The organism is Pseudomonas sp. LBUM1674 (genome assembly GCF_059695635.1).
In genome coordinates, this window is the sequence record NZ_CP166779.1 from 3834886 (window position 1) to 3857475 (window position 22590).

The window sequence follows — 22590 nt, forward strand, 5'->3', positions numbered from 1 at the left end:
GTCAGTGCACCACCGGAGTAATGTTTTCAACAAGCCGCGCCAGGATGTCGGCCTGGTGGACATAGCCGATAAAGCGTCCGTTGCTGTCGTTGCAAAGAGCCCAATCCTGGCCGCGTCCCAGCAGTTGCGAGAGCACCTGGCGCAGGTCATCCCCGGGCTTGACGATCAGGTGCGTGTGCGACGTAACACCGCTGTTGCCGCCCACGATCTGCATGTGTTCCCGCGGCGGGACCTTGCTGGCCACGTCAGCCGCGCGCAGCAGACGCAAGCGTTTCATGATCCGGTCGCCGCCCATGAAGTTCGCCACGAACTCGCTGTTGGGCCGGGCCAGCAGATCATCCGAGGTGCCAAATTGCTGGATTTTTCCGTTGTGGAACAGCGCGACGCAGTCCGCCATCTTCACCGCTTCATCGATGTCGTGACTAACAAACAGCACGGTCTTGTTGACGAGGCGCTGGATGCGCATGAACTCGTCCTGGATCACTTCCCGGTTGATGGGGTCGATCGCGCCAAAAGGCTCATCCATCAACATGACCGGCGGATCCGCTGCCAAGGCCCGGGCCACCCCTACTCGCTGCTGCTGGCCGCCCGACAGTTCGCACGGGTAGCGCTTGAGGAATTTCGACGGATCCAGCGCGACCACTTCCAGCAACTCCGCGGCGCGCTTGCGGCTCTTGGTTTTGTCCCATCCCAACAGATTAGGGACGACGCAGATGTTCTCCTCGACGGTCATGTTCGGGAACAACCCGACTTGCTGGATCACATAGCCGATTGAGCGCTTGAGGGTGACGCTGTCCAGTTCGGACGTGTCGCGACCACCGATTCTGATTGTGCCGGAGGTGGGCGTGATCAGTCGGTTGATCATTTTCAGCGTCGTGGTTTTACCGCAGCCCGACGGCCCCAGCAGTACGCAGATCTGCCCCTCTTCAACATTGAATGAGACATCTTCTACTGCAGTGATTGAGCCGAATTGCTTGTTCAGGTTTTCGATCTGGATCACGTCGTAGCTTCCTTCATTCGGCCAGTGGCCACTTTGTTCTTGTTCAAGCCTTTTGGCGTCAGGAGGCGCTGCAAGCCGTACAGCGCGTAATCGGCCGCAATGGCAATGACACTGATGACGATCGCGCCGGCCAACAGCTGTCGGGTATCCGATTGCGCGATGCCGCGAATGATGAGGCTGCCCAGGCCGCCGGCACCGATGTAGGCCGCGATGGCCGCAATGCCGATGTTGATGACGGTGGCCATCCTGACACCCGCCATGATCAGCGGGACCGCAATCGGCAGCTCAACCTTGCGCAGCCGTTGCCAGGTGGACATGCCCATGCCGATCGCCGCTTCGCGCAAGGCGGGATCGATGTTGGAGATCGCGGTGGTGGTGTTTCGAATGATGGGCAATTGGGAGTAGAGAAACAGCGCAATCACCGCGGGTACGACGCCTATCCCATAGCCAATCAGCGACAGGGCCGGAATCATCAGCCCGAACAGCGCGGCAGAAGGAATGGTCATCAGGACAGCGGCAAAAGCCAGGACCCAACGGCGCGTTCTGGGGTGCTGGGATATTGCAATCCCGACAGGCACGCCGGTCAGAATCGCCAGCCCCACCGCTATCGCCACGATGAGAAGGTGCTGCCCGAGTAGCAGACTGATCAGCCCGCCGTTTTCCAGAATGAAACTCAAGGTTTCCATGGTTGATATGCCTTCTGTACGTCATTGTTGTTTTTGTCGGTCGTGCATCTGGAAGTGAACGCCGGATCTGTAGGGAACATTACCGCGCCACCGTAGACAGCCTGAGCTTTGAGCCCGACGATTTCTATCAAAAAACCGACGTCACGTGGCAAGCCAGCGTGTAATGCAAGGTGAAGGGTTGATTGAAGAAGGAAGTATGCAGGATCGCCAAATTCCCAAGGCCAACCGGAGCGCACCGCCTGTCGGGCCGAGTCATTAGCTAGCTATGCAGGATCGGCTCAGTGGTTTTTCAGGGGCTTAGCGTTCATTGACCAGCCTGTTCAACGACTGCGATCAGGAATGAGCATCATCAAATTTCCGCCGCTCTTCACCGGGCGTGCATCCCCACACCCGACGGTAAGCAGCCCCCAGATGCGACGCCGAGACAAATCCGCAGCTGTAGGCGATGGAAGCAATGGGCTGGGTGCTTTCACGCAGCAAGCGCCGCGCTTCGTTCAGCCTGAGCTCCAGATAAAATTTCTTCGGCGTCATGCCGAAGTGCTGATGCCACAGCCGCTCCAGTTGACGATGGGACAGATTGCAGCGGTCGGCGATTTCTTCGATGCCGACAATGTTCTCCAGATTGTCTTCCATGAAGGCGATGGCGGCCGTCAGCCTGCGATCGTGAATCCCGAACCGCCACTGAATCGACATCCGCTGATGTTCTTCCGGGGCTCTTATCCTGGCGTGCAGAAATTGCTCGGCGATGCTCGCGGCCAGCTGATTGCCGAAATCAAGCGCGATTTGCGCCAGCATGAGATCGATGGCCGCCGTCCCCCCGGCACAGGTCCAGCGGTTGCCATGGTTGACGTACAGCTCTTTGGTCACTTCTATCGTGGGGAATTCCTCCGAAAATTGGCCGATGGACTCCCAGTGCAACGTGCAGCGCTTTCCTTCCAGTAACCCGGCGCGTGCGAGGATGAACGTACCGGTGCTCAGTGCGCCGACGGTTATCCCGCGCGCCGCTGCGCGCTGTAGGAAGCGCAGCATTTTCGGTGGTTTCTGATGTTCGATGTCGAGGCTTGCCAGGACAAAAACGCGATCCAGCTCCGGAGCCTGATCAACCGGCACGGTCTGGATTTCGATACCGCTGCTGGAGCTGACCGGCCCACCGGATTCCGTGAGCAGGGTCCACTCATACAGTGTTTTGCCGGACAGTCGGTTCGCCGCCCGCAAAGGCTCGCTGGCTCCGGCCAGGGCCATCATGGAGAACTGAGGGAGAATGAGCAGCCCGATTCGCTTGGTTGTGTAGCTATTCACAGACGTCGCTGATTCACTGGGGGCCGTCATCGCCAGATCCTTGTCATGGGTGGTTCCAGCCGTTCAAGTGAACAGCTTAGGCCAGCCCGAGGGAGTGGCTTTGGACACGCTATGTTAGGGCCTGGGCACGCATTCAGCCAGATTGATCTTTGGGACAGCGAAGGGCAAACCCGGCGCATTGCGACGGATCGGAGTGGACCGGGAAACGTCGCTCGGGGAATGCACCGCGACGCTGAATAATCGCTGTGAAACCTCGGCGCACGAGGTCTCACAGGCTATTGCCCGGACGATCAGCCGCGCGCGCGGATGGCCTCATCGATGCTCTGGATCATCGACTTGAACACAGGGCTGTCGACCTGATTCTGCTGGCCATGTTGCATGTGCGAAATGATCAGTGCGCTCGGGCCGGCATCGCCCGGGTAGTTCTGGTGCAGGCGCACAGATTCCGAGGGCATGTGCAGGGTGTTGTCGGCGCCGTGGATGATCAGTGCAGGCGGGAAGCCTTTTGCACCTTCAATGGACTGCTCCGGGTCATACGCCACGTAGGACTTGTAGGACTTCGCCGTCACGTGGGTGCAGCCCGGCCAACGGTCCGCGCCGCCCGCTTCGGTGTAGCCGCCCAGTTGCTGATCAACATAAGCCTGGGTTTCAGGGTCCAGCGGATAGTAGCCGAGGCGGGTCGCGTCAGTCCCGGTGTCGAACGGAGGGATTGGCGCGTCATCCGCAAGTTGCTGGATGGCGGCGTCAGCAGCACCCTGATCAGCGCGCAAGGCTTGCAGCTTACGAATGTTGGTGTAGCTCATCGGCACCCAGAAGCGGATCTGTTCACCGCCAGCCGCGGCCAGCTCAGCCACTGCACCGAGACTCGCGACCGAACCCATTGCCCACGATGCGACCACCGGCATCTCACCGAAGTTCTCGCGCGCCCATTCAACGGCACCGAGGACTTCATCTTTCTGGTCTTCGAGGATGACGTTGGTGATCTCAATGTCTCCGGCCTGGATCGTATTGCGGACGTGCTTGTTGGAAAAGAAACCCGCCACGTCGTAGGTCATGACGCGATAACCGCGGGCTGCCAGAGCGCGACCGAACAGCTGGCCGTACATCGTGACCCCGCCGGTGAAGCCGGAGTTGAAGATGACGGGGGGCAGTTTTTTCGACTCAGCGTCTGGTTGTTCTGGCTGGAATACCGTGCCTTTGAGGCTCAGGGTTTCATCGCCGTACTTAACGGTAAAGTTGATTTCTTTTGTTGTAATGTTCGTCATCGCTAGAGATCTCGAAGTGGGAGCGTGGGCGTAGATCAACGTACCAATTGGCCAGATGCTCCTCGGAGAAGTTGGCCAACAGGAATTCGGGTGTCTTTGGAAACATGATGTGCAACGGCATCAACAAAGTTAAAAGCTTTGCTCAAATCAAACCGTCCGGAATACGGCGCACCCTGGTTGTCGGTGCCGACATGAGGGGCATCGGTGGCTTCCAGCAGGATCTTGTCAGCGCCGACTGCGCAAACAATCTGCATCACGAATCGAGCGGTTTCCTCGGGGTGAACAGAGGTGCGATAGCCGGGGCCTTTGAACCACACGTTGCCCCGCTCTCTCGCTTCGGTGAGTAGCGCGATGTAAGCCGGCTCAGTGATGTCCCGCTCGTGGTGACAGGTGCCCAGGTGATCGATGATGACCCGCACATCGCGTGGAATCTGGCGCAACACGCGCAGATTGGTCTCGGCTTCTTTCGCGTAAATGTGCAGGTGCTGATGCGGCAGCAGGCGGGCATAAAGCGCCGACCAATGCCCATCGCTGTACTGCGTATCAGAAACCGTTTCCGGCCTTGCATCGTGCAGGACGATTCGGGCGCCAATAACCTGGGGATGTGCGAGACGTTGCGAGGTCGCGTAAGCAGGCTCTGCTTTGATCGTGCCCACCAGTTTGACGTCCCCATAGCGCAGCGGGTCTGTTGCCTGGAGGTTCTTGAGCTCCTCGAAGGAAGCGAACACGTTTTCCGAATCCGGCAAGATACTGAGATGGACGTTATTGATGAGCGTCGGGGTAATTCCGGCATCGATCAACGTATCCAGATAAGCCGTCAGCGGGTGCGGCTCAGGTAACGTATAGGGCAGCGAACCGGCCACCCGACGAAGATCTTGTGAAGTATAAAAATGAACGTGACTGTCTATTCTTTTGGTCGACGGCAGCATGATTTTTGTTTCCTGCTTTTGTGCGAAAACAATAATCGTCGTCAGTGCTTCGTCGCTCCCGCCAACTCGACGTGTAGTATCAAAATTTCGCCATGTGCGATTTTTGGGCAGGGAGGATCAGGGATCACGGCTCGGATTTGAATGGCCGGAATAGCCCATGGGCCGCTCTGTTGAGCGGCCTGCAGGATTCTACTGTCGCAAAAATGAAACATCGGTCCGTCGGTCAAATTTGGGTAATGGCGAAATTTTGTTGTCGTCACAATGGAGAAAACTGTAGGAGCGAGCGTGCTCGCGATGGACCCGAGAACGCCGCGGGTTGTCAGGTTTGCAGCGTTATCGTTAAACACCATCGCGAGCAAGCTCGCTCCTACAGAGCCGTCGTGCTTAACCGAACCACCTGCGACTCTTCGCTCACCGTCGAAGTGACCATCGTCGCAATGATCGACTTTAGCGCCACCTGCCCCACAGGCAGCCCCTGACTGTCAGTCACCACCAATTCATCGAGTCCCGCTTCAACCAGTCGTTTGACTGCCGACTCGAGTGAAGTCCCCATGGGCACTGTCAGCGTTGCTCCGGCCTTCACCCGGACAAACGGCCGCATGATTGCCTCGACACTGATCACCCGCCCCCGGTTCACTTCCTTGACGAAGTTGGCAATGTAATCGTCAGCAGGACTCATGACGATCTCCTGTCGGGTGCCTTGTTGCACCACTTCACCGTCACGCAAGATCGCGATGCGATCACCAATGCGCAGTGCCTCATCTAGATCATGGGTAATGAACACGATGGTCTTCTTGATCTCTTTTTGCAGGTCCAGGAGCACCGATTGCATGTCCATGCGGATCAGAGGATCAAGTGCCGAGAAGGCCTCATCCATCAACAGAATCGGCGCATCACTGGCCAGCGCCCGGGCCAGGCCGACGCGCTGCTGCATGCCGCCGGAAAGCTGATTGGGGTAGTGACTCTCGTAACCTTTGAGCCCTACCCGGTCCAACCAGCCCATGGCTATCTCTACTTGCCTGTCACGGGGCAAGCCCTGGATCTCCAGGCCATAGACAGCATTGTCCAACACGGTCCGGTTCGGCAGCAGCGCGAACTTCTGAAACACCATGGAAATTCTATGGCGGCGAAACTCTCGTAGATCGCTCTGGCTCATCTTGAGCACATCCACGCCGCCCACGATGACTTCGCCGGCCGTAGGGTCGATCAATCGGTTGATATGACGGATCAAGGTCGATTTACCGGAACCGGAGAGCCCCATGATGACTTGGATGCCCCCGGACGGCATGCTGATATTGATGTCCTTCAAACCCAATACATGACTGTGATTTCTCAACAGCTCGGCCTTGCTCATGCCGCTTTTAACCCGTTCGATACTGGCGTGCGCCTGGTAACCGAAGATCTTGAAGAGATGCTTGATTTCGATGCCGAAATCGTTGGTCAGGTTAGTGGCCATGGACCCTCTCCAAATGCTTTTGCAATCTTCTGCCGTACGCCTGACTGACCCGATCGAAGATTACCGCGATACCGACAATGGCCAGGCCGTTGAACATGCCCAGGGTGAAGTACTGATTGGAAATGGCTTTGAGCACAGGTTGCCCCAATCCTTGAACCCCGATCATCGAGGCAATGACCACCATGGCCAGCGCCATCATGATGGTCTGGTTGATGCCGGCCATGATCGATGGCAACGCCAGGGGTAGCTGAACGTTTTTCAGTTTCTGCCAACTGGACGAGCCGAAGGCGTCGGCACATTCCAGCATCTCGGCGTCGACGTGGCGGATGCCGAGGTTGGTCAGGCGGATCATCGGCGGCAAGGCGTAGACCACGACCGCAATCAGCCCCGCTACCTTGCCAATCCCCAGCAACATCACCACCGGAATCAAGTAGACAAAACTCGGCAGGGTTTGCATCACGTCCAGTACTGGGCTGACCACATTCCGCAGACGATTGGAGCGCGCCATGGCAATGCCGGTCGGCAAGCCGATGACGATGGAGATCACCGTGCAGACAAAGATCATCGACAGGGTTTTCATCGTGTCGGACCACATGTCCAGATAACCGATCGCCATCAACGTGAACACGCAACCCAGGACAATTTTCCAGCTGCGACTGGCGAACCAGGCAATCAAGGCGACCAGCACAATGATGATCGGCCATGGCGTCGTGGTCATGAACCGTTCGGACTGGTTGAGGAACACCTGCAACGGCTGGAAAAAAGCCTCGAAGCTGTCGCCATAGCTGCTGGTGAAGTTGCGAAAGGCACCGTCGATGGTCTTTTTCAAGGCCCGGAGTCTTTCGTCCTCCATATGTGGAAAGCTCAGTAACCACTCCATGACATTCCCCTTTTGTAGAAGACCGTGAGAACACTGGCAGGTCATTTCAATACTTGGGTGTTTTTATTGTTGTCTGCGCGCCAGGGTCAATGCGGCCTGTCGCAACGGGCGGCATTGACCCTACGGATTAAAGCGCAGCCTTGATCTTGCTGCTCGCTTCGGGGGTGACCCACTGACTCCAGAGCGCTTCGTTGTTTTTCAGGAAGTACTTGGCGCCCTCCTCACCGGTGGCCTGATTGTCGGTCATCCAGGCAATCAGTTTGTTCACCGTCTCGTTGGACCAGGCGCGCTTGTTCAGGTAGGCCATGACCATTGGCGAGCGCGCCGCGAAGGACTTGGTGGTCAGGGTGTAGACCCGATCGATCGGCCAGCCATTGGGTTTGGGATCAGGACAGTCGGCGACGGTATTGCAACGTTTCCACTCCGCCGCATCGACAGGCAAGCCATTTTCCAGTTTGACCATCGGGTACTTGCCCAACAACGCGGTCGGCTCCCAATAGAAACCCAACCAGGGCGCCTTGCGCTCGTAAGCCTTGGCGATGGAGCCATCCAGCGCAGCTGCCGAACCCGTATCCACCAGCACAAAACCAGCCTTCTCGAAACCGTAAGCCTTATAGAACTGGCTGGTGACCACGGTGCCGCCCCAACCTTGCGGGCCGTTGTAGATCGCGCCTTTTTTCTTGTCGTCAGGGGCTGGGAACAGTTCGGGATGCTTTTTCACATCATCGAAGCTTTTGATGTCCGGATGGGCATCGGCGATGTATTTCGGAATCCACCAGCCTTGAGAGCCGCCGTCAGATAGTGAGTTTGCTGCCTGAATCAGGTTACCGCTTTGAATACCCGTCTTGGCGACCTCCGGAACCAGGTCGATCCAGCCTTCGGGGGCGATATCGGGCCGACCTTTTTCAGCCATGGAGGTGATGGTGGGAACCGTGTCGCCAGACACCAGGTCGGCATTACAACCGTAGCCTGCGTTGAGGATCAGCTTGTCGACGTTGGCCATCACTTCAGCGGATTGCCAGTTCATGTTGGCGATCGTCACATCACCACACTCAGACGCTGATACCCAACCACTGAAGGCGACGATCCCCAGTGCAAGTCCCGTCTTCGAGAAAGACTTTATATTCATAAACACTAACCTCGATTGCGGCCAGAGTTAAGAAGGGCCAACTACCGCGTCATTGGGCCTTCTTTGGTGTCAGCAGAATGGGCAAATGGACTCATGGAACTGGCGACCGCGGTCGCCGCATCCAGACCTGCTTTTATGGTTGTATCGAAGCCACCGGCGATCATGGCTTCCAGACCTGCTGCCGTGACGCCGCGATAGTTGATGAGTGTCTGCAAGAGTTCGTCGACGCTGTGCCCATTCCCTATCAACTGGCTGGCATCCACCACCACTGCATTCGCTGCGCGCAGGGCAATGGCGGGAGGCAAGCCACTGTTCACGGCATGTTCGAACAGGCTGCGAGCCAGCAACGCCGGGTAAGCAGGCCCTGTTCCGACCAGCGCCGTCAGGTAGTTCAAATGGCTTTCGCTGAAGACCTGATCGGCACTGCCGAAGGTTTCGAACAGCCGCTGGGCGAAGGCTTTCTGCTCCTCGGTGACCTCATGAGTGACCAACCATGGCGTATACGACTTGCCGATTTCTGCCGCGGCATTGGCCATGGCGCGAATCACCTGCCGACTGCCGGTACGCTGCACCACATCGTCCATGGGCACACCGGCCATCAGTGAAATCACCAGCCGGTTTTCAGCGAAAATCTTTACCTCGGCAAATTGCTCAGGGCGCACTGACACGATGACTACATCACAACGCTCCACCAGTGCCTGGTTGTCGCGCGTTACCATCACGTGCGACCACTTTGCGTCTAACGGGTTACTTGCGGAGCGGTTCGAAAGCACCAACTTATCGGGTTGAACAAAAGTCTTGTCGAGCATCGCCAGGGCAATCGAACGGCCAAGCCATCCCGATCCACCGATAATGCCTATCGTGGGTTCTTCGAACATGTGAACCTGCCTTCGTCAGTCAGAAGTCGCGGTCAGTCAGGGGTACTCGATGAAACCTCATCCATCACATACCCGTGGCGGGAGTAGAAGCGTTTCAATTCGCGCTCCAAAGGTTCCTGGCCGGTGAATATCTTCACGTACTCGGGAATCCGCCGCATTCGCTCCCCGACATCCTCTCGGGTGTTGGTGCTGATGTAACCAATCTGAGTCAGGTAAATCGTTCGAGCCCGCACATCGGCCGCATCGAATGGATAATCGAAGCGCACGAACATCCGGATCAAAGCTTCACGCCGGGCAATGTCTGCAACCCGGATATGTTCGGACACTTCAGCAGACTGCAAGGCCCAGCTACGCATGGCGAATTCGAACTGTGAATCAAATAAAGCCGGATTCAGCCAGCAGTCGAAAACATTGAGCATCGCCTCGGCAATGCTCTCGGCATAACACTCGGTCTGAGCGATCAGATTGCCGGTATTCTTCACTCGCCAACGTTCGATCAGTGCGGCGAGCAACTCTTCACGATCCTTGAAAAACCAATAAAAACTGGTTCGCGACAACCCCAGTTTCTTGGCCAGCGGCATCACCCGTACCGTGTCGACGCCGCACTCGGTCAGGCTTTCATACGCTGCATCGAGCCACCCTTCCAGGGACCCTCTCCAGCCGGTTTCTACTGCTTTGGTTGGTTCGTTCATGGCTCGATCCTAGTCGCTCATCCGACGTCGCGCAAGAAAAATGTACACCTGTGTCCAGCTTGTTGACACAGGTGTACATTTCGCCCTAACGTAAATTCAACTTAGGTCCGACGCCCTCTTCCGGAGAGTCTTGACGATGCTGAATGATCCGCTCCTCCAGCCCTATCAGTTGAAGCACCTGACGCTCAGAAATCGCATCATGACCACCGCCCACGAACCGGCCTATCCCGTGGACGGCATGCCCAAGGAGCTCTATCGCGCCTACCACGTGGAACGGGCGAAAGCGGGCGTGGCGTTGACCATGACTGCAGGTTCCGCTGCGGTTTCCAGAGACAGCCCGCCGGTGTTCAACAACATCCTCGCCTACAAGGATGAGGTGGTCGGCTGGATGCGAGACCTGACCGACGCCTGCCACGAACACGGCGCTGCGGTCATGATCCAGTTGACCCATCTTGGCCGACGGACACGGTGGGACAAGGGCGACTGGTTGCCCGTGGTGTCGCCGTCTTTCGAGCGCGAAGCCTCCCATCGCTCCTTCCCGAAGAAGATGGAAGACTGGGATGTGGAGCGCATCATCAAGGACTATGCAGATGCCGCCGAGAGGATGAAGTTTGCCGGTCTGGACGGCATCGAACTGCAAGCCTACGGACATCTGATGGATCAATTCTGGTCGCCGCTGACCAATGATCTCGATGCGCCCTATGGCGGCACCATCGACAACCGGCTGCGCTTCACTTTCGAAATTCTCAGCGCCATTCGCCAGCGCGTCGGCCATGAATTCATTGTCGGCGTGCGCTATACCGGCGACGAGCAAATGCCCGGAGGGTTGACCCAGGCCGATGGCCTGGACATCTCCAGGCGCTTGAAAGACAGCGGCATGGTGGATTTTCTCAACGTTGTCCGCGGACACATCGACACCGACGCAGGCTTGACCGACCTGATTCCGATCCAGGGCATGCGCAACTCGCCGCACCTGGACTTTGCTGGAGAGATTCGCGCCGCCACCGACTTCCCCACTTTTCACGCGGCGAAAATCCCGGACGTGGCCACCGCCCGCTATGCCATCGCCTCGGGCAAGATCGACATGGTCGGCATGACCCGCGCGCACATGACCGATCCGCATATCGTGCGCAAGATCATCGAGGGCCGTGAAGAGGATATTCGCCCCTGCGTCGGCGCCAACTATTGCCTGGACCGGATCTACCAGGGCGGTGCGGCCTATTGCATTCACAACCCGGCTACTGGCCGTGAAACCAGCATGCCCCATGACATCCCCAAGGCTGCGAGCAAACGCAAGATCGTGATTGTCGGTGCCGGTGTCGCCGGGCTGGAAGCGGCGCGAGTGGCGGCCGAACGAGGTCATGAGGTGGTGGTTTTCGAAGCCGCCAACCAGGCTGGCGGGCAGGTTCGCCTCACCGCGCAATCGGAGCGGCGGCGGGAAATGATCAGCATCGTCGAGTGGCGCATGGCCCAATGCATGGCGCGAGGCGTCACCTTTCACTTCAACACCTGGGCTGAGCCGAGCACCGTCCACGACGAAAACCCGGACGTGGTGATCATTGCCACCGGCGGCCTGCCCCACACCGAGATTCTCTCGGCTGGGAATGAGCTGGTGGTGTCGGCCTGGGACATTATTTCCGGGGATGTTAAACCGGGGCGCAATGTCCTGCTGTTCGACGACGCGGGTGATCATGCGGCCCTGCAAGCCGCCGAGTTCATCGCCAAGAGTGGTGCAAAAGTTGAAATCATGACCCCGGACCGGACCTTTGCACCGGAAGTCATGGCCATGAACCTGGTGCCCTACATGCGCTCGCTGCAAGCACTGGACACCACCTTCACCGTCACCTTCCGGCTGCTCGCCGTCGAACGCGAGGGCCAGGATCTACTGGCGACCATCGACAGTGACTACGGCAGTGCGCGCAAAGTACGACGGGTCGATCAAGTGGTGGTCAATCACGGCACCCGACCGCTGGACGACCTGTATTTCGAGTTGAAACCCGCTTCCAGCAATGGCGGTGTGGTTGAACATCAGGACCTGATCATCGGCAATTCACAAAAGGTAGTGATCAACCCTGATGGCAGATTCCAGCTGTTTCGCATTGGCGATGCGGTAGCTGCGCGTAACACCCACGCCGCGATCTACGATGCCTTGAGACTGGTCAAAGACTTGTAAACGAACCCACTCAGGCGGAAAAACATGCAAAACAATGAAACACCCTCCTGGAAGATAGCTGGAAAAAACGGCATCCAGGGACCGATCAAAGGCTCTCTCTATCACTCGTCTTCGGCTGATGACTGGTTGCCAACAACGGCTGAAGGCTTCTGGATCAAACCGCTGTTCGAGGATACCGAGCGCGGTGAAAAGACCCTATTGATGAAAGTCGATCCTGGCGCCCATGTCGACAGCCATACCCACGAAGGCGAACTTGAGCAACTGTTCGTACTGCAAGGTTCATTCTTTGATCAGGATCGAACGCTCGACGTCGGCGACTATTGTTGCCGTGCCCCGGATGCGGCACACAGTGCGGGTTCGGTGCACGGGGCTATTCTGATGGTCATCTACACACGCCGATGAAGAATTTCGCCCACTCGCAATCTATCAGATTGAGTGCCTATCGATCGAGCTGCGCCTCCCCTTCTGAATGGACGATTTGAAGCCGTTCCATGTTGCGCCGCTGGCACACATACTCCGCCTCTGCTCGGGTTTCATAGGTGGTCTGCAGCCGCAGCTTTTTCTCGTTGTCGTAGAGGTTAAAACCTACGGTCGCGGTTTTACAGTAAGAGCGCACTCCGTTGCGCATGGAGTCCGTATCCGTGGGTAATGCAGGAACAACACCGAATCTCAAGGCCATCTTCACGTCCTCTTCGAGTTCACCGTCGAGCCACTCTAACTACTAACTATTAGCGGCTACGGACAACTAGAGCAAGGAATGTTCCTGCGGATCCGATGAATAGCTCAAACTTGCGCCAATGGCCCTCGACGGCACCCCTCCCCTTTATCCAAATCGTTCCTGCAGCACTCGTTCGATCCTCTCCCGGGCAAGACCGGTCAGGCGCTTCACGCCCAACAAACGAGCAATCTCCAACGCTGGGTCCCCCGCATTGACGAGGGTGGCCGCCACTCGCAGCTCTTCGACCGCAATTTCCTCCACGGACCTTGCGTCATTAGCCGAGAACGGCACCCGGTAAGATGACCACGTCTGCACATCTCCCTGGGAGTGCCAGACAAACTGCTCATCCGGGCCAGAATTCTGCAGGTGATGATGACGCTCGGCCAGCTCCAGAACCCGATCACGAATCAACCGCCCCGAGCGCTGAAACCCGTGGGCTCTGGCAACACGCTGGACTAACAGTGAGTCGAGTATGGGGGCTTCCTGCTGTAGTACGTGGTGGATTACTTCCATCAATACCGGGGTGTATTCCGGGGAATGGAACAGGTCAGCATTGATGCGCTCGGCAACTGGTGCCAGGTCAGCAACCCGATACTCACCCCGTACAGGCTTGACCGTCGTAACCGTAGAAACCGCTTGGGCAACTCGCAGCTCCGACTCTTCGATACTGGTTGCCGGCGACTTCTCGACTGCTTCGGCCTGAAGCAACGTCAGGTCTTCTTCCCTCTCGCCCTTGGTGAAAGTCAGCATAGGCAATACCTCCGGCAACGCCGGTTCTATAGGCGGTGCCTCGGCACGCGAGTGCGCGAGCAACGCGTCGAGGGCTTCATGCAGGCGCTGGAGTGCGCCGGCTTTGTCCACCCACCACTCGGTGGACCAGAGTCGAACCAGTTTCCAACCGAGACCTTGCAAAACAGCACTGCGGACCTTGTCCCGATCGCGGGCCGTAGCCGCGCTATGGTAAGTCGCACCATCGCATTCGACGCCAGCCAGGTAATCGCCGGGCCGGTCCGGATGGACAATACCGAGGTCGATACGAAAACGGGATACGCCAATCTGTGGAACGACTTGCCAACCTTTTCGCCTCAATCCTTGCGCCACGGCCTCTTCGAACGGTGAGTCATAGCCGCCCACCGAACCTTGGATCGCTTCAGCCAGAGCCCGTGGCCCGCGTTGAGCGAACTCCAGAAAGTGCTTGAGGTCACGAACAGCCCGGGCATTGGTTCGGTTGAGATCGATCATCGACGTATCGAATGAAGAAAACACCAGCATTTCCCTGCGAGCCCGGGTGATCGCTACGTTCAATCGACGCCATCCGCCCTCTTTGTTGAGCGGCCCGAAATTCATGGACATGACCTGCGCACCGGGTTCTGTCGGGCCATACCCCACACCTAGCATGATCAGATCACGCTCGTCACCCTGGACAGTCTCAAGGTTCTTGACCACAACCGGCTCGGCCAGATTGTCCTGGAAAAATGGCTCGATCTGCGGGTATTGCTGCCGAGCACTGTCGAGCAAGTCACTGATCAGCTTTTGTTGGTCCGAGTTAAGGGTGATGATTCCGATCGAATGCCCGGTCGCAACAAAGGCCGGATCGGTCAGGCGCCTTACCGTTTCAGCCACGATCGCCTCGGCTTCAGCCTGGTTGTGCCGGCCCTTGCCTTTGGCATACATACCGTTGACTCGACGCCATTCCACAGCGCTCGATCGGGTTTGCGCCGCCGGGAACGTAATGAGTTGGCTGTCGTAATAGCGGTGGTTCGAGAATGCGATCAGACTTTCATGACGGCTCCGGTAATGCCAGCTCAGGCTGTGGCTCGCAATCCCTGCCCCCAGGCATTCGTCGAGAATGCTTTCCATGTCTTCGGCCGTGTCATCATCGTCAGCATTGGCTGCGCGATTGAAGAAGTTGGTCGGAGGCATCTGCCGTGGATCACCGGCAATGACCACCTGCTTACCGCGAGCGATGGAGCCGATGGCGTCCCAGGGAGCGATTTGCGAGGCCTCATCGAAAATCACCAGGTCAAACTGCGCCTGATCGGCCGGCAGAAATTGCGCAATGGACAATGGGCTCATTAGCATGCATGGCGCCAGCTTGGACATGGCGTCGCCCATTTCCAGTGCAAGCTGGCGCACGGGTTTGTGCCGCCGCGATTTTTGCAGTTCATGCTTGAGTATGGCGAAGCCGCTGTTTTTTGCGATCTCGTTCTTGGACGGGATCAAGCCACACAACCTGGCACGAATGTAACGTACCGTGAGGCGGGACAGTTCATCATCCAACCGGCCGAACGAAGCAATATCGCTCATATGCTCCGCCGCCACGAAATTGCGCAGCAAGGGTTCATTGTCGATAACCTTCGCTGCAAACCACCGCGCATAAGCCGTTTCAAATAGCTTGCTGGTTTCCCCTTCAGCCAAGGCATTGGCCGCCAATGCATCGGCCAGGGGCCCCAGGCCGAGCGCCAGCGCTTCGTCCCTGACACGGCACCAGTCACACCACGACTTGAGTTGCGCCTCTTGGCGAACAATGGAATGTGTGACACTGCGCAATGCCTGAATACCCATTGCAGGCACATCTGCGACTTCGGCCAATTCTGCGAAACGCCCCGATACCTGAATGTAACGAGCCAATGCCTCCTTCAACCGACGCAGTGATAGATCAATAACACGCTCCGGGCCCAGCATTTCATTCGCTTCAATCACGAGCCTGGAAACCGACCCACGCAAGGCAATCAAGTGCTCCGGTGAACGGGCAAGCGAACTCATCTTCGCGCGAAGTCTCTCTGCCAGTTCAACCCCCTCAAGGATCCGTCCTGTATCGCTCGACAAGCCACTCCACCCTGGTGTCGAGTTGACCTCAGACGATAGGCCATCAAGCTCCAGCATCAATACCTGCATGCGCTGCAACTTCGACAGGTCATTGACCGTATCGGGCATGCCTGCGGCGCCTCCCAGGCTGGCGAGGTTTTGGGCGACTTTCTTCTTCGCCAATGTGGCCAGGAACCAGAACTTTCCTTCGGCCTCACGCCAATCGGCCGCGATCTGTTCGAAAGGAACTCGCCGACAGGCCTCTGCTGCATAGGCCACTGACAACGACGGCTCAATCTCGCGATACGCCGTGATCAATTGCATTGCTCGCCGGGTGGCTTCAATCCTGGCGACGGCATCGGGGGCGAATGCAAAGGTCAGATTGAGCCCGTGAGTGCGAGTCATCAGGGTAGCCAGCTCAATGAGCGACTGGATCTGTGCAACCTGATCGCTCGGCAAGTCGATATGCGTTGCTGCAAGCAGGCGCTCACAGGCACTTTGCAATTCATCGAGCGCATCCGGAAGCTCTCGCGCGCTGCTGGTGATCGCTGCCTGCCAGCCATTGGACCAGTCGGAACGCGACAACAGGGAAAACTCGGAGGACAGTTCGCGCGCGGCCTTGCCATTAAGGTCAAGCCTGCGGGCCACGTCTTGGAGTTGCGTGTATTGGGCAAGGTCATGGTCGGTGCCGGCCGGCCAGGTCAAACGCGGAGTCGACAGGGTTTCATCACGTACCACGCGCCCAATGGCCTGGTGCACGGACAAGCCGTTTGGCCAGCGCCGATGGAGCACTTCCACCACGTTGTTCAGGCGTGAGCGCAATGCATGCATCTTGGCGGCCTCACGCTCCCACTCCTGCGCCGTCAAGGCATCGCGCACATCCCAGGCCCGCTCGAGTTGTTTGAGCACTTCGACCTTGGACGTTTTGCTGGAGTGCAGCTCGAGACAGAATTCTCCCAAGCCTTTTTCTTCCAGGCGGCGGTAAACCACGTCCAGGGCCGCCATTTTTTCTGCCACGAAAAGCACCCGGCGTCCCAGCGCCAGGTTATGCGCAATCATGTTCGCGATAGTCTGCGACTTGCCTGTTCCGGGTGGCCCGTCCAGCACAAAGCTTTTGCCTCCCGCCGAGGCCACCACAGCGGCCAATTGGGAAGAGTCCGCCGGCAATGGGGTAAAGAGGTCCGCCGGCGCGACGGTTTCATCCAGGTTCTCTGGCTTGGGGAACTCTCCGGGCGAAACGAAACCTTCGCCACCGCCGGACCGTTCCAGGAGGTGCTTGACCATCGGGCTTTGCAACAGCTGGACCGAATGCGCCGAGAGGTCTTGCCACATCAGGTATTTGGCAAATGAGAAGGTCCCCAACACCAGTTCGGTGGTGACTTCAAACCCCGGAACATCCCTGACCGCCCGGCGTACCGTGTTCCAGATACCGATCACGTCGATACCGCTTTCATCTGTCGGCAGTTCGCCTTCCAGGCCAGGTATCGCCAGCTCAAAGTCATGGCGCAGCAACTCGAGCAGCGTCAGATTGAAACGCGGCTCGTCCTCGAGCATGCTCATCGTCACACCAGACAATGCACTTTTGCGCTCCAGCTTGACGGGAAGCAGGATCAGCGGCGCAGAGTAAGACTTCGGGTCATCTGCTGTCTTCTTCCACTTAAGGAACCCGATCGCCAAAAACAGTGTATTGGCGCCACCTTCGTCAAGGTCGCTGCGCGACTTGCGAAACAGCTCGATCAGCGCGGCTTCCAGCTTGGACTTTTCCAGTGTGGCCAGTACTTCACCGCGCGCCATGGCACCGCGCGCATACTCATCACGCAGGCTCTCACGGTTCTGCTGCTCATAGAGGGCAGCATCGCGGCCACCACTTTCAAGGTCTGGCACCGACACGATGCGGATGCGCTTGCCGCTGGCAAGCAGATCTTCCAGCTCAGCGGGCTCAGGGCAAAGCAGCCGAACGCCTTTGGCGCTGTCCGGCAGATGAAGCAAGCGGTTGCGCGTCGTCAGGTCCAGCAACTTGCGCTGCCACAACGTCAGCTTACCGGCAGGCCCGTCGTTTTCCGGAACGATTTCCACATCGAAGCCCGGCAGCACTGGCGCGTCCTCAAACGCCCCAGTACTGTTCTCAACTTCGGCAGCGGGTTGAATGGTTGTCGCTGCGGACATCGCCAATGGGCGAATACGCTGCATGCGAGCCCGGTGGATATCGATGGCCATGATGAACTGTTCATCTTCGACCTGGCGTTCGGCAGAGGCTATTGCCTGGCTGAAGCTTGGCACCGGCGCCTGGGTGGACAATGTGGTCTCGAACACCACCATTTCCTTGAGGTCGAGGCGTTTGCGCACCGCCGACGCCTCGTCGGTCAATAATTGCGAGAACTCCTGCGGCTGTAACCACACCCCTGCAAATGCATGCCCTTTGGTCATGATCAACAAAGGGTTGAGCCCCGCTTGCTCGAGCGCCGCGGCGAACAGCAAAGCAGTATCGAGACAGGTCGCCACGCCATTTTCCAGGATCAAACCTGGGGTCCGGACTTTCTGTCCCTGATGTTCAAAGCTGGCGGGAGGTAATGCATAACTCAGTTTGAAGCTGCACACTGCCGACCATATAGCGGACGTCAACTCCCAGGTTCGCGACCTGGATTGACTTTCATAGCCATCGATCCCGTCTTTCTTTCCGGCCCGACGCAACACGACAGAGGCGGCCTTGAGAATGCGGTCGACAGCGGGGTCGTTCGGCATGCAAAAAGCAGCGAGCAACTCCGGCATGGCACTCATGCCACCCCACTCGGTTTTTGCCAGTAATTCGACTGGAAAACATTCCTCAGCAACTACGTTCCCGGCACAGGTCAAACGCAGCGTGACTTCTGCCCTCAGGCTCTCTGACAGGTCGGCCAGGAAACCGGCGTTGAGCTTAATATCTCGATCGGCAACACGCAGGCTTTCCCCAGGACTCAAACGCTCCAGGCGCCAGGTCTTCGCTTCCAGGAAAGGAGGATCTGCCTTGAGTTCGAGCACAAGATCCTGATAGGCAATATCACCGGGATGCCACAAGGCGAGCTCACGCACAACTGGCACAGCATTCTGGTGAGAAGCGAAGCCAATCTTGCTGGCAATCACTCCCTCGATCTTGATACTCATAAACTTTGCTCCTTGAGCTCGCTCACGCTCGCCCCGCACGCAGTGTTGCGGGTAAAAGGTGCGTATAGTCTATGAGGTGTACTGGTTTTGGAATTGATTTCTTGAATGAGCACTTGGCTGAGGCGCTGGATCTCAGCGGTTCCCGCCGGAACGAAAAAAGGACCCGAAGGTCCTGATTTCAATCACTACAGAATCCAATGGAACTCTGAAGCGCTATATTTGGAGCGGGAAACGAGACTCGCATCTGGCGTCCGACCCATTGAAATCTAAGGGGTTTCTTTTCTTGCCGAAGCAGGAAAAGACTCAATTCTGGACTTGTTATTGAGGTGTTTCAAGAGCAAAAAAAGAGCAATTCCAAGGCAAGCTATTGGCTTCTGGTCCTAGCCAGTTGAAAATTGCTATCAACCTGAACACATCAGTTACGCAGCTTCAGCCTAGGAAGCGTCCGTACCATCGAGTCCTCCCTACCGTCACACTCACCGCTTAATCATCTACGGCTATCTCAATCGTATTCAATCGAGTCGGCGGCGGGAACGAGAAGCCCAACGCAACGTCGAACTGATGGGGTTGACCGGGCGTTTGGTGCCGGACTTCAAGACCATCGCCAACTTCCGAAAAGACAACAGCAAGGTCATCCGAAGCGTCTGCCATCAGTTCGTTGTGCTGCGTCAACAGTTGGGACTGTTCGGAGAAAATCTGGTCGCGGCGCTGATCTGGCACTACTCCTACGTTGAAAAAGGCCTGAAGTTGGGTGCTCACGGTTTGATGAAGGCGTTGTCGGCATAAAAGGCTGATTTTGGCCCATCCCAGAGGCTGTAAAAACAGCGCTGACATGTTCCAGGTCGCGACCGATGCGGCCCGCAGCATTGACCGTGTGATCGCTCAGCTAACGAACGTCGATGCTCCAAGACGATGAGGTCATGAGCGTTTTTACACACTCTGGGCCAAAAGCAGCCTCTGACGACGAACCCGGCCCTTACACAGTGGTCAAAACAAGTAATGGCGTCGCGACTGCTCAAAGGCCTTGGGCTTGCTTCATGGTCGGGCATCGAGCCAGTGATGGCAGCTTGATCTATACCAACGCGGTTTTAGTTGCCCAGTTGAGTTAGCGACTACTTGGCCCAGAAGTACGGTCGTATCCACTGTCACAGTGTGTATCCCGGCTCGCCCCCCTTTAGACAGGATGCACGGCGAAACTTTTAGATTGTTGAGGGCTATCACCGTCCTCGCCAAGAGGGGGCCTAATGAATCTACTATCCACATGCAAGGGTGTATGTATTCCTCTGTTGCTGTGCGTCGCCGTGCTCCTGGCATTTGTGATTTCCTACAGTACATTGCCGAGGATCGTGCCCGACATGGCTCACGCGCCCTCTGCGCCAGTGCAACTCGACGGGATACACGGACCTCTGTCAGCCGAGCGCAGCAAAGCCATTCTCGACCGACTTAAATCCACCGGCGCAGAAACCAACATCTTCGATGTGCACCTCGCAATCGAAGAATCCATCGTCGGCAGCCCGCTAACGGAAGGAAACAAGGTCGACTTGCTGCAGGACGGCCCCACCACCTACCAGTCGATGATCAAAGCCGTGGAAGCTGCGCGCGACCACATCAACATGGAGACCTATATCCTCGACGATGATGAAGTCGGCCAGCGCTTCGCCGCCGCACTGATCGCTCGGCAACAGAAAGGCGTACAGGTCAATCTGATCCGTGACAGCGTCGGAACCCTTGGAACACCATCAGCGTTTTTCTCTCGATTGACCGAAGCGGGCATTAAGGTGCTGGAGTACAACCCAGTCAATCCGATGACGGCCAAAGCGGGCTGGGACGTGAACCAGCGCGACCACCGAAAGCTGCTGATAGTGGACGGCCGTATTGCCTTTCTCGGCGGGATCAACATCAGCAGCGTTTATTCCGGGGGCTCGTTCAGCGCTCACTCGAAGACTCGCCCAACGGGTGATCTGCCCTGGCGCGATACCGACTTGCGCATCGAGGGGCCCGTGGTTGCGGAACTGCAGAAGCTGTTCATCGGAACCTGGACGACCCAGAAAGGTGAACCACTCGCAGCTCGCCATTACTTTCCGCCACCTGAGCGCAAAGGCGCCGAGGTGGTGCGCGCCATCGGCAGCTCGCCAGATGAGCCGTTCAGCCTGATCTATGCCACGCTGATTTCGGCGCTGCGTAGCGCGCAGACCGAGATATGGCTGACTAACGCCTACTTTGTGCCCGATCCGCAGTTGCTGGCGGCACTCAAGGAGGCGGCAGCTCGTGGAGTCGACGTCAAGCTGGTGCTGCCCAGCAGCACCGATTCGTGGCTGGTGTTCCATGCTGGACGCACCTACTACAGCGAGCTGCTGGAGGCCAACGTCAAGCTTTACGAACGCCATGACGCGCTACTCCACGTCAAGACCGCTGTAATCGATGGCGTGTGGTCGAGTGTCGGCTCCACCAACCTCGACTGGCGCAGCTTCCTGCACAACGATGAAGTCAACGTCGTTGTGTTGGGCACCGAGTTCGGAAAGAAGATGCAGGCGGCATTCATGGCTGATCTGGCCAAGTCGAACGAAATCAAGCTGGAAAAGTGGCAGCACCGCTCGCTCGTGGTGAGAGCGAAGGAGCAGATGGCGCGACTCTGGGAATACTGGCTATAGCAAATTGCGAATGAGGAAAGGAGCCATATTTGTTGCCGAATGGAATTGCGAGCAAAGGTGCAGTACCTTGGGTGAGCTAAATTTCACAGCGTTCTACGAAGCCTGACCCGCCCTCACCTACTGTTCTGAGCGTCCTGCGCCTCAACAGCCTCAAGCTGATACCCCAGAAGCACCCTCATCAGGCGGAAGGAATAGAAGCTAGCCTCTGCGTCTGACCTCGTCTCAAAGACTTCGGCCTGCTCGGCGGTCCTACGGCGATACCGAAAGCATTTGAACGATCCACTGATCCCGCTGGTCAACATCACCTGTTGGCCAGGCGGATCCCTAACGCTGAATTGCACGTCATCTACGACGAGCACCTGTTCCCGCCCAGGCCGAAACCATCGCCCATCATGTCGTTTCTGTCCGGCGTCGCGCACGTCGAAGAGCCGCTTTCTGAGCTCACTGACTCGAACGACCTTTGCGCTATCTAACCATCCGGCTCCAACCCTGAGGATCCCATCATGAAATTCCAGGTTGTCGATCGCTCTATCAACGGCACCGCGAAGTTCTCGGTCGATACCGAGTGCGGAAAGAACGTGGATTCATTCTCGACCATCGAGGAGGCTCGGGACCGCGCGGCCTGGCTGGAATCCGAATATGAGCGGATCAGCGAGACTCTCTAGCCGCGTCCTACCCGAAGGAATAACTCCGCTTCAACGAATCCACAGCCCGGGCATGACCCGGCATGGGACGTCCCGTGCCTACAGAAACCGCAAGATGAAGGATCACGTAATAACCGCAATGTGAATGAAGGGGAAAATTTTGACGTATCTGGATTGGATTCAATGGCCAGCGATGGTGGTGACGGATGGTCAGAGTGTGGTTCCCCAGGAGAATCACGAC

Annotated in this window: 16 protein-coding genes and 1 pseudogene; 5 read left to right on the forward strand and 12 right to left on the reverse strand. The window is 57.4% G+C overall.

All coding sequences use genetic code 11. The annotated features are described in order from the left end of the window. Position 1: 1 nt before the first annotated feature. From ACA067_RS17620 to ACA067_RS17665, 10 genes are all read right to left on the reverse strand, one after another. Entirely contained in the window at positions 2–1000 is a 999-nt protein-coding gene (locus ACA067_RS17620) for an ABC transporter ATP-binding protein (protein ID WP_497457756.1), read from the reverse strand. Next, complete coding sequence (locus ACA067_RS17625) at positions 997–1686, reverse strand: ABC transporter permease (protein WP_497457757.1); 690 nt, start codon at positions 1684–1686, stop codon at positions 997–999. Before ACA067_RS17625 ends, ACA067_RS17620 begins: the two co-directional genes overlap by 4 nt. Positions 1687–2019: 333 nt before the next feature. Then, positions 2020–3015 carry a GlxA family transcriptional regulator gene (locus tag ACA067_RS17630; protein WP_497457758.1) on the reverse strand — a complete coding sequence of 332 codons (996 nt, stop codon included), beginning with the start codon at positions 3013–3015 and terminating at the stop codon, positions 2020–2022. Between the two features lie 260 nt (positions 3016–3275). After that, positions 3276–4250: an alpha/beta hydrolase family protein gene (locus ACA067_RS17635; protein ID WP_497457759.1), complete on the reverse strand. Its 975-nt coding sequence runs from the start codon at positions 4248–4250 to the stop codon at positions 3276–3278. A 35-nt stretch (positions 4251–4285) separates the two neighbouring features. Next, on the reverse strand, positions 4286–5179 hold the full coding sequence (locus ACA067_RS17640) for an amidohydrolase family protein (protein WP_497457760.1): 894 nt from the start codon (positions 5177–5179) through the stop codon (positions 4286–4288). A gap of 367 nt (positions 5180–5546) precedes the next feature. Then, the gene (locus ACA067_RS17645) at positions 5547–6635 is read right to left on the reverse strand and encodes a quaternary amine ABC transporter ATP-binding protein (protein ID WP_497457761.1); all 1089 of its coding nucleotides are present in this window, start codon (positions 6633–6635) and stop codon (positions 5547–5549) included. Further along, positions 6625–7488, reverse strand: a complete 864-nt coding sequence (locus ACA067_RS17650; protein WP_497462795.1) for an ABC transporter permease — start codon at positions 7486–7488, stop codon at positions 6625–6627. The genes ACA067_RS17645 and ACA067_RS17650 overlap by 11 nt, the downstream gene beginning before the upstream one ends. Positions 7489–7642: 154 nt before the next feature. Further along, positions 7643–8644: an ABC transporter substrate-binding protein gene (locus ACA067_RS17655; protein WP_497457762.1), complete on the reverse strand. Its 1002-nt coding sequence runs from the start codon at positions 8642–8644 to the stop codon at positions 7643–7645. Positions 8645–8685: 41 nt separating this feature from the next. After that, positions 8686–9522, reverse strand: coding sequence for a pyrroline-5-carboxylate reductase family protein (locus ACA067_RS17660; RefSeq protein ID WP_497457763.1), 837 nt, complete (start codon positions 9520–9522; stop codon positions 8686–8688). Between the two features lie 32 nt (positions 9523–9554). Beyond that, positions 9555–10214, reverse strand: coding sequence for a TetR/AcrR family transcriptional regulator (locus ACA067_RS17665; protein ID WP_497457764.1), 660 nt, complete (start codon positions 10212–10214; stop codon positions 9555–9557). A 136-nt stretch (positions 10215–10350) separates the two neighbouring features. Here ACA067_RS17665 and ACA067_RS17670 point away from each other — a divergent pair, with 136 nt between their 5' ends. Together ACA067_RS17670 and ACA067_RS17675 are read left to right on the forward strand one after the other, a co-directional pair. Next, on the forward strand, positions 10351–12387 hold the full coding sequence (locus tag ACA067_RS17670; RefSeq protein WP_497457765.1) for an oxidoreductase: 2037 nt from the start codon (positions 10351–10353) through the stop codon (positions 12385–12387). 24 nt (positions 12388–12411) lie between these two features. Beyond that, on the forward strand, positions 12412–12789 hold the full coding sequence (locus ACA067_RS17675; RefSeq protein WP_497457766.1) for a cupin domain-containing protein: 378 nt from the start codon (positions 12412–12414) through the stop codon (positions 12787–12789). Positions 12790–12826: 37 nt separating this feature from the next. On the opposite strand, the gene ACA067_RS17680 is transcribed toward ACA067_RS17675, so the two are convergent. Continuing rightward, on the reverse strand, positions 12827–13066 hold the full coding sequence (locus tag ACA067_RS17680) for a hypothetical protein (RefSeq protein WP_497457767.1): 240 nt from the start codon (positions 13064–13066) through the stop codon (positions 12827–12829). A 144-nt stretch (positions 13067–13210) separates the two neighbouring features. Beyond that, positions 13211–19054, reverse strand: a complete 5844-nt coding sequence (gene proA / locus ACA067_RS17685; RefSeq protein ID WP_497457768.1) for an anti-phage protein ProA — start codon at positions 19052–19054, stop codon at positions 13211–13213. 480 nt (positions 19055–19534) lie between these two features. On the opposite strand from proA, the pseudogene ACA067_RS17690 reads away from it, so the two are divergent. The 3 genes and pseudogenes from ACA067_RS17690 to ACA067_RS17700 all read left to right on the forward strand — a co-directional run. Next, positions 19535–19759 (forward strand): annotated as a pseudogene (locus tag ACA067_RS17690) (transposase); the annotation flags it as partial. 581 nt (positions 19760–20340) lie between these two features. Next, positions 20341–21705, forward strand: coding sequence for a cardiolipin synthase (gene cls / locus ACA067_RS17695; protein ID WP_497457769.1), 1365 nt, complete (start codon positions 20341–20343; stop codon positions 21703–21705). Between the two features lie 503 nt (positions 21706–22208). Next, positions 22209–22370: a hypothetical protein gene (locus ACA067_RS17700; RefSeq protein WP_415769294.1), complete on the forward strand. Its 162-nt coding sequence runs from the start codon at positions 22209–22211 to the stop codon at positions 22368–22370. Positions 22371–22590: the final 220 nt, after the last annotated feature.

What these genes read in the sequence shown, in the direction of transcription:
- ACA067_RS17645 (WP_497457761.1), bottom strand. Translation starts at nt 6,635, where the DNA reads ATGGCCACTAACCTGACCAACGATTTCGGCATCGAAATCAAGCATCTC.
- ACA067_RS17660 (WP_497457763.1), bottom strand. Translation starts at nt 9,522, where the DNA reads ATGTTCGAAGAACCCACGATAGGCATTATCGGTGGATCGGGATGGCTT.
- ACA067_RS17665 (WP_497457764.1), bottom strand. Translation starts at nt 10,214, where the DNA reads ATGAACGAACCAACCAAAGCAGTAGAAACCGGCTGGAGAGGGTCCCTG.
- ACA067_RS17640 (WP_497457760.1), bottom strand. Translation starts at nt 5,179, where the DNA reads ATGCTGCCGTCGACCAAAAGAATAGACAGTCACGTTCATTTTTATACT.
- ACA067_RS17630 (WP_497457758.1), bottom strand. Translation starts at nt 3,015, where the DNA reads ATGACGGCCCCCAGTGAATCAGCGACGTCTGTGAATAGCTACACAACC.
- ACA067_RS17680 (WP_497457767.1), bottom strand. Translation starts at nt 13,066, where the DNA reads ATGGCCTTGAGATTCGGTGTTGTTCCTGCATTACCCACGGATACGGAC.
- ACA067_RS17625 (WP_497457757.1), bottom strand. Translation starts at nt 1,686, where the DNA reads ATGGAAACCTTGAGTTTCATTCTGGAAAACGGCGGGCTGATCAGTCTG.
- proA (WP_497457768.1), bottom strand. Translation starts at nt 19,054, where the DNA reads ATGAGTATCAAGATCGAGGGAGTGATTGCCAGCAAGATTGGCTTCGCT.
- ACA067_RS17670 (WP_497457765.1), top strand. Translation starts at nt 10,351, where the DNA reads ATGCTGAATGATCCGCTCCTCCAGCCCTATCAGTTGAAGCACCTGACG.
- ACA067_RS17650 (WP_497462795.1), bottom strand. Translation starts at nt 7,488, where the DNA reads ATGGAGGACGAAAGACTCCGGGCCTTGAAAAAGACCATCGACGGTGCC.
- ACA067_RS17635 (WP_497457759.1), bottom strand. Translation starts at nt 4,250, where the DNA reads ATGACGAACATTACAACAAAAGAAATCAACTTTACCGTTAAGTACGGC.
- ACA067_RS17675 (WP_497457766.1), top strand. Translation starts at nt 12,412, where the DNA reads ATGCAAAACAATGAAACACCCTCCTGGAAGATAGCTGGAAAAAACGGC.
- ACA067_RS17655 (WP_497457762.1), bottom strand. Translation starts at nt 8,644, where the DNA reads ATGAATATAAAGTCTTTCTCGAAGACGGGACTTGCACTGGGGATCGTC.
- ACA067_RS17700 (WP_415769294.1), top strand. Translation starts at nt 22,209, where the DNA reads ATGAAATTCCAGGTTGTCGATCGCTCTATCAACGGCACCGCGAAGTTC.